General features: G+C 63.6%; 7 protein-coding genes. 3 read left to right on the top strand and 4 right to left on the bottom strand.

Annotated features, from left to right (window positions below; genetic code table 11):
• Window positions 1-89: 89 nt before the first annotated feature.
• The 3 genes from B3D39_RS11595 to B3D39_RS11585 are packed head-to-tail and all read right to left on the bottom strand — an operon-like array spanning window position 90 to window position 1,994.
• Entirely contained in the window at window positions 90-1,454 is a 1,365-nt protein-coding gene (locus B3D39_RS11595; RefSeq protein ID WP_286789711.1) for a cytochrome P450, read from the bottom strand.
• Between the two features lie 13 nt (window positions 1,455-1,467).
• Window positions 1,468-1,740, bottom strand: coding sequence for a hypothetical protein (locus B3D39_RS11590; RefSeq protein ID WP_078523540.1), 273 nt, complete (start codon window positions 1,738-1,740; stop codon window positions 1,468-1,470).
• Window positions 1,741-1,796: 56 nt separating this feature from the next.
• Window positions 1,797-1,994 carry a hypothetical protein gene (locus B3D39_RS11585; RefSeq protein ID WP_078523539.1) on the bottom strand — a complete coding sequence of 66 codons (198 nt, stop codon included), beginning with the start codon at window positions 1,992-1,994 and terminating at the stop codon, window positions 1,797-1,799.
• A 100-nt stretch (window positions 1,995-2,094) separates the two neighbouring features.
• On the opposite strand from B3D39_RS11585, the gene B3D39_RS11580 reads away from it, so the two are divergent.
• Complete coding sequence (locus B3D39_RS11580; protein WP_286789710.1) at window positions 2,095-2,544, top strand: BON domain-containing protein; 450 nt, start codon at window positions 2,095-2,097, stop codon at window positions 2,542-2,544.
• 83 nt (window positions 2,545-2,627) lie between these two features.
• Here the strand turns inward: B3D39_RS11580 and B3D39_RS11575 are convergent, their stop codons facing one another.
• Window positions 2,628-3,482 (bottom strand): SDR family oxidoreductase, encoded by an 855-nt coding sequence (locus B3D39_RS11575; protein WP_274963762.1) that lies wholly within the window; start codon window positions 3,480-3,482, stop codon window positions 2,628-2,630.
• A gap of 163 nt (window positions 3,483-3,645) precedes the next feature.
• Between B3D39_RS11575 and B3D39_RS11570 the strand changes: the two genes are divergently transcribed.
• Both B3D39_RS11570 and B3D39_RS11565 read left to right on the top strand, forming a co-directional pair.
• On the top strand, window positions 3,646-5,415 hold the full coding sequence (locus tag B3D39_RS11570) for a thiamine pyrophosphate-requiring protein (protein ID WP_274963763.1): 1,770 nt from the start codon (window positions 3,646-3,648) through the stop codon (window positions 5,413-5,415).
• 1 nt (window position 5,416) lies between these two features.
• A complete protein-coding gene (locus B3D39_RS11565) occupies window positions 5,417-6,517 on the top strand; it encodes an enolase C-terminal domain-like protein (protein WP_274963764.1) in 1,101 nt (366 codons plus the stop codon).
• Window positions 6,518-6,770: the final 253 nt, after the last annotated feature.

The raw sequence follows: 6,770 nt of genomic DNA, 5'->3' as shown, positions 1-6,770 counted from the left end.
GCAGATCGGTTGATACCTCGTCCCGGCGCTCTATCCATTGAGCGCCGGGGTTCAAGAAGTAGTCGTCCCATAATTGCGCTCGCGGTGGTTCAAATGGGTGCCACCGCAACGCGCAAACCGCCCTCGGGCAGCGGTGGGAACTGGTTTTCGGGAAGCGACAGGTTCTGTTCCGGCAGAGTCCAGTCGAGCTTGCGCAATTGCATCACTGCTTCGGTTAGCAACTCGGTCGTGAGCCACTCGCCGGGACAACGGTGATTTTGTAGGTAGTGGCCTCCACCTTGCGGCACGAGCCCCTCGGGTTGGCGATCGCGCCCCAAATGGCGTTCGGGACAGAAGCTTTCCGCGTCATCCCATGTCTTGGGATCGTGATTGGTGCCGTAGAGGTCGAGCACCAACCAGTCGCCGGGCTCGAACCTCGCGCCGTGCCAGTCGAACGCTTCGCGCACGCGTCCGCCGATCGCCGGGAAGAACGGATAAAGCCTACGAACCTCTTCGGCGATCGCGCGACTGATGTTTTCGTCGTCTTCCGTCATAGCGGGGATTGCCGCGCGCTGGACATGCAGTGCGTGGGCGGCAAAGACGACGTAGCGTCCGACTGCCACGATCGGGCGCAGGATGTTCAGGAGTTCTTTCGCGGCCACATCCTCGCTCATGCGGCGGCCATCGAGATCTGTGTGGAAGGCAAGCTTGCCCAAGGTGCTTCCGGCGGGTCCGTCCACTTCTCGGGTCTCAGCAATGAGACTTCGCGCCCAACGCTCACATCGAGCTCGGAGCCAGCGTGCCTGCAGATAGGCGGGCCCGAGCGCACCGGCTTCGGCGAACATCGTGCTGAGTTCACGCGAGCGGCGCGCAACGTCATGTTGTGCCGGGTCGATGCCGCACCAGCGAAGCGCGGTGCGTGTCATAATGCCGTCGACAGCATCGGAGAGGTCGATCTCACGGCCTCGCCAAATGCGTGCCGCCGCCTGCCATTCTTCTGCGAAAATCTGGCGAGCCTGCTGCAGCCGCACGGGGGCCATGAGATCGAGAAACATTTTCTTGCGGACCTGATGCTCTGCGCCGTCGAGACTTTGCACGCTGCCCTTGCCCTGGAGAAGCGGCACTACGGTCGGTGGCATCGCTCCGCGGCGTGTCATGCGGCCCGCCCGATAGAAGCCGCGAACCGCATCCAATCCGCGAAGAAACGTGACCGGGCGTAGCATCAAGCGGGTTCGGATCGCATCGCTTCCAAGCTCGTCGCATCTGCGCGAAATGAATGGATAGCCCTCGCTGAGAAAGGCGCGGGTGCTGTCGATCTCCGGAAGGTGGGGAATGGTTTGGGAATGATGCATCTGCCTTCCCTCGCTGTGGTTGAATTTGTCACGGACGCACCAAACTGGGCTGTAGCAGTGCTGCGCAACGCAGGGCAGGGCGGTTTGGGTCGTCTGTCGCGCGGTGTCGTTTTCATCGCTCACACTCAGTCCGTGTCTATAAATCACTGCTGCGGTGGTGACGGCGTGCGAGTGTCGCGATCTGCTGGAACTCTTGGGCGATGCTTAATGGGAGCGCATCGACCGCGTCAGGCACGGCACCGGGATCTTCCTGCCCGTCGCGCATCACTTCACGCTCGTTGATCCAGGAAAGAAGGGTTTCGCGTGCTTCTGGGGGCATCTCCGCCACCATTCGCGCCAAAAGGCGCCGCTGCGCAATCAGCCGGGCCTCCAAAGTGATCAATGTGTCTTCGAGATAAGTGTTGGGCATGTCATCGCTCTCTGCGCAGGAGCCGGCGGCTCGATACCGGAGCCTCGCTGGTGAGGTCAGTAGTTCGCGGGCGGGTCGCTCGCCGGGAAGCTCTCGTCCATTTGCTCATCCACCTGATCCCATTGCCGCGGCGGATTGCGCATCTGTGAAGGGCCTGCTGGTCGAACTTCCGAAGAAGACGTGTGGCGCCGCTGGTTGATGAGATACCCCAAGGCGCCAAGGGCTGAGGCGGCAAAAAGCAGTCTGGTCAACATGATGGGCCTCCTTTGGTCAAAGTGAGCCCTCGCGTGAGACCCGTGCGGTGCTGCACGCGAGGCTCGTCATGCATATCGAAGAAACAACACGCGCCACGCATTGTTCCATCTTGAGGAGCATCGTGATCGCACCGAGTTCGGCCTGTGCAGGAACAAGCGAGACATTCACCCGTTGAACTCTTCCACAGCCATGGAGGTAATCATGACTGAGAATGGCGATGAAAAAGATGTCCGCGTGGTGCGCTCGGATCTTGCCGAGCCAAGCCGACCGGAAGGCTATCACGGTGTCGAGCAACCGATCATGCCCGAACCGCCAGAACAACCCGATCGCGTGATGCGCGATGAGGAGCTTTCGCCTGCTGTAAAGGGCGCGCTCGAAAGCGATGGGCGGATCGACATGAGCCACGTTCTGATCGTCGTGGACGAAGGGGTCGTGACTCTCAAGGGCACGATCGGGTTGGAGTTTCAGCGGACACTCGCAGAGGCGCTCGCGCAGGAAGTGCGTGGTGTTCTCCTTGTCCAGAATCAGATCGAAGTCATTCCGGCTTGAAGCTGACCGAGTCTGACTTCCGAAATTCCGCGGGAGAAATCCGCGCGGGCCGCCGCAAATGTTTGACGCGCCCGCGCGTTTGATTAGATCATCGGCATCCCGCCGGTGACGGCCACGGTCGCGCCGGACGTGTAGCTCGAGCGCGGATCGGCGAGCATAACGTAGGCGGACGCCAGTTCGGCAGGTTGCGCGGGGCGGCCCATTGGCTTGTCTTCCCCGAAATGCGCGACCGAGTCCTCCGGTAGGGTCGAGGGGATCAGCGGCGTCCAAACCGGCCCTGGCGCTACGCAGTTTACCCGTATCTCACGCGGGGCCAGCATCTGGGCAAGCCCGGTGGTGAAGTTCTGAATCGCGCCCTTTGTCGCCGCATAGGCGAGAAGGCCCGGGTTCGGTTTGTCCGAGTTGATCGAGGCCGTGTTGATGATCGCGCCATTTTTCTCCATCACCGGGACAGCGGCCTTGCACAGGTAGAACATCGAATGGATGTTCGTGCGGAAGGTCGTATCCCATTCCTCGTCGGAAATGTCCTCGATCTCGTCGAAATGCATCTGGTGCGCCGCGTTGTTGACGAGAATGTCGAAACGGCCGAAGGCTTCATGCGTGTCGCGGACCAGCGCGCGGCAATGGTCGGCGTTCTGAATGTCGCCCGACATCACGTAGGCGCGGCGGCCCGCCTCTTCGACAAGTCGGCGGGTTTCTTCGGCCTCGTCGTTTTCTTCGAGATAGGAAATCATCACGTCGGCCCCCTCGCGCGCATAGGCCAGCGCTACGGCGCGACCGATGCCGCTGTCCGCGCCGGTCACGAGGGCGGCCATGCCCTCGAGCCTGCCCGACCCGACATAGCTCTGCTCGCCATGATCGGGGCGCGGTTCCATCTTCTCGGTCGAACCGGGGAGGGACTGCGGTTGCTTGGGGAAGGGAGGTTTGGGGTAATTCATAACCGGCTCCTTTCTGGGTGGGTCTGAACGGACCAACCGGATGCGCGCCGCAATGTTCCTGCGTTTCTTTTACTGGGGCCTCCTCACAGGCTCTTGTCGGAACACTGAGCGAAACAAGCCCGTTTCCCTTTCCTATTCACCCCGAACTGTGGAGGAACTCTTCATGTCCGACACCGTTGCCGATTTCATTCTTACTCGCCTCAAGCAATGGGGCATCACCCGCATCTATGGCTTCCCCGGAGACGGAATCAGCGGCCTCGTCGCAGCGCTCGGACGCGATGACGAGATCGAATTCGTTCAGGCACGTCATGAGGAAAGCGCCGCGTTTATGGCAGCGGCGCATGCGAAATGGACCGGCGAGGTGGGCTGCTGTCTCGCGACCTCCGGCCCCGGCGCGATTCATCTGCTCAATGGGCTCTACGACGCCAAGCTGGACCACCAGCCGGTGCTTGCGATCGTCGGCCAGCAGGGACGCAACGCGCTTGGCGGCAATTACCAGCAGGAGGTCGACCTGCAATCGCTCTTCAAGGACGTGGCGAGCGAATATGTCCACACGATGATGGCACCGGGGCAAGCGCGCCATCTGATCGATCGGGCGCTCCGGATCGCACAGGCGCGGCGCAGCGTGACCTGCGTGATCGCCCCCAATGACGTGCAGGAGGCCCCGGCGGTCGAAGCGCCGCCCCATGCCCATGGCACCGTCCACAGTGGCGTTGGCTATCAGGCGCCCCGCCTGCTTCCGGCGGACAAGGACCTCGCCGCCGCGGCGGATATTCTGAACGCGGGCGAAAAGGTCGGCATCCTCGTTGGCGCAGGTGCGATCGGCGCCGAGACACAGATCACCCAGCTTGCCGAAACGCTCGGCGCGGGCGTTGCGAAGGCACTTCTGGGCAAGGCCGCACTGCCCGACGATCTGCCATTCGTGACCGGCTCGATCGGGCTTCTGGGCACGCAGGCTTCTGACTGGATGATGCGTGAATGCGACACGCTTCTGATGATCGGCTCGCGCTTCCCCTATTCGGAATTCCTCCCCAAGGAAGGGCAGGCCAAGGCGGTGCAGATCGACCTCGACCCGACAATGGTGTCGATGCGCTATCCGATGGACGTGAACCTCGTGGGCGATGCAGCCGACACGGTGGAGGCCTTATTGCCGCGTCTCAAGCCCAAGACCGACCGGTCGTGGCGGGGGAAGATCGAGAAGAAGACCGCCGAATGGTGGGAGGGCGTCGAGAAGCGCGCCAAGGAAAGCGCCGATCCCGTCAATCCCGAGCGGTTGTTCTGGGAGGCGTCGTCGCGGCTGCCCGATAAGGCGATCCTGTCGGCGGATTCGGGCAGCTCGGCCAATTGGCTGGCGCGCGCGATTAAAATCCGCCGGGGCATGAAGGCGTCGCTGTCGGGGACGCTGGCGACGATGTGCCCGGGCGTGCCCTACGCGGTGGCCGCGAAGTTCTGCTTTCCCGATCGCGCTGCGGTGGCCTTCGTAGGCGACGGCGCGATGCAAATGCTCGGCGTCACCGATCTGATCACCGTCTCGAAATACTGGCGCGACTGGGCCGACCCGCGGCTGGTGATCTGCGTGCTGGCCAATCAGGATCTCAATCAGGTGACGTGGGAGCTGCGCGCGATGGCCGACAGCCCTCGTGTCGACAAGACGCAGGACGTGCCCGATATCGACATGGCCGCCTATGCGGAGCTCTTGGGCCTGAAGGGGCTTCGGATCGACCGCACCGAGGAGATTGGCCCGGCCTGGGAGGCCGCCTTCGCGGCGGATCGCCCGACCGTGATCCACGCCACTGTCGATCCGGACGTGCCGACGCTGCCGCCCCATATCACGATGGATCAGGCCAAGTCCTTCATGAGCGCGCTCGTCCACGGTGACTCCGGAACGGCTGGCATCGTGAAGCAGACCATCAAGCGCGTCACGGACCGCTGAGATGACCCTCGGCTCCGACCCGCTGATCGAGGCGGTCGACGTCTCCGCCCTGACGATCCCGACCGATGCGCCGGAATCCGACGGGACGCTGGAATGGGGCGAGACCTCGATGGTTCTCGTCTCCATTTCCGCCGGGGGTGAGACTGGTCTTGGCTACAGCTACACGACCCCCGCGACGGCGGGGATCGTGCGAGACATTCTCATTCCACAGTTGAAAGGGCGCAACGCGCTCGACATAGCGAAGCTCTGGCTGGCGATGGTCCATGCCACGCGAAATATCGGGCGCGACGGTCCCGTCGCGATGGCGATCGCTGCGGTGGATACCGCGCTTTGGGACCTCAAGGGGAAGCTGCTGGGCGAGCCCGTGGCGGCCCTTCTGGGACGCGCGCGCGATACGATCCCGGCCTATGGTTCGGGCGGTTTCACCTCCTATGACGACCGGCAGCTGCGCAGCCAACTCGAGGGTTGGGCCTCCGAGGGCTTCTCGATGGTGAAGATCAAGGTCGGGCGCGAGCCCGAGCGCGATCCACACCGCCTGAAAGGGGCGCGTAACGCCATTGGCCCCGACTGTCGGCTGTTCATGGATGCCAATGGCGCCCAGAACCGCAAGGAGGCTCTGGCGCTGGCAGAGCGCGCCCGCGACTTCGGCGTCGAATGGCACGAGGAGCCCGTCTCCTCGGATGACCTCGAAGGGCTGCGCCTGTGCCGCGACCGGGCTCCAACGGGAATGAATGTCACGGCGGGCGAATACGGTTTCAATATCGGCTACTTCCGCCACATGCTCGAAGCGGGCGCGGTTGACGTGCTGCAGGCGGATGCCACGCGCTGCGCGGGCATCACTGGCTTCATGGGCGTGGCCGCGCTGAGCGCCGCGCATCAGGTGCCGCTGTCTGCACATTGCGCTCCCGCGCTGCATCTGCACGCCTGCCTCGCCGCGCTGCCCGCAATCCACCTCGAATGGTTTCACGACCATGTCCGGATCGAGGGGATGCTGTTCGACGGCGCGCCCGAGCCTGAGAATGGCCAGTTGCGCGACAATGGCGAACCTGGCTTCGGGCTGCGCCTGCGCCCGCTGGAGGCGGAGCGGTTCCGACAGGCCTAAGCACAGATCCCGGCGCATGGTCTCGCGCTGGGACGAGAGAGGTTTCGGCAGGAGGAAAGGGAACACGCAATGACCCATGACTGGATATATGACACGTTTCGACGCCGCACCCGGCGCCCCGTCGGCGGCATCGGGCTGGGTGCCATCGTCGCGGGCGTGGCCTTGGTCTCGTCGCCGCCGGGATGGCCGCGCGCCGCCCGCGGTCCGCCAACCCGGTGAAGCGGTCGCGCAACAAGCGCGAGGCGCTGCGGTG

The sequence above is a fragment of the Thioclava sp. UBA3469 genome, assembly GCF_002378135.1.
Classification (GTDB): Bacteria; Pseudomonadota; Alphaproteobacteria; order Rhodobacterales; family Rhodobacteraceae; genus Thioclava; species Thioclava sediminum.
The sequence above is the reverse complement of the archived record's forward strand: the minus strand, read 5'-3'. Positions and strand labels throughout refer to the sequence as shown.

What these genes read in the sequence shown, in the direction of transcription:
- B3D39_RS11585 (WP_078523539.1), bottom strand. Translation starts at nt 1,994, where the DNA reads ATGTTGACCAGACTGCTTTTTGCCGCCTCAGCCCTTGGCGCCTTGGGG.
- B3D39_RS11575 (WP_274963762.1), bottom strand. Translation starts at nt 3,482, where the DNA reads ATGAATTACCCCAAACCTCCCTTCCCCAAGCAACCGCAGTCCCTCCCC.
- B3D39_RS11590 (WP_078523540.1), bottom strand. Translation starts at nt 1,740, where the DNA reads ATGCCCAACACTTATCTCGAAGACACATTGATCACTTTGGAGGCCCGG.
- B3D39_RS11570 (WP_274963763.1), top strand. Translation starts at nt 3,646, where the DNA reads ATGTCCGACACCGTTGCCGATTTCATTCTTACTCGCCTCAAGCAATGG.
- B3D39_RS11565 (WP_274963764.1), top strand. Translation starts at nt 5,417, where the DNA reads ATGACCCTCGGCTCCGACCCGCTGATCGAGGCGGTCGACGTCTCCGCC.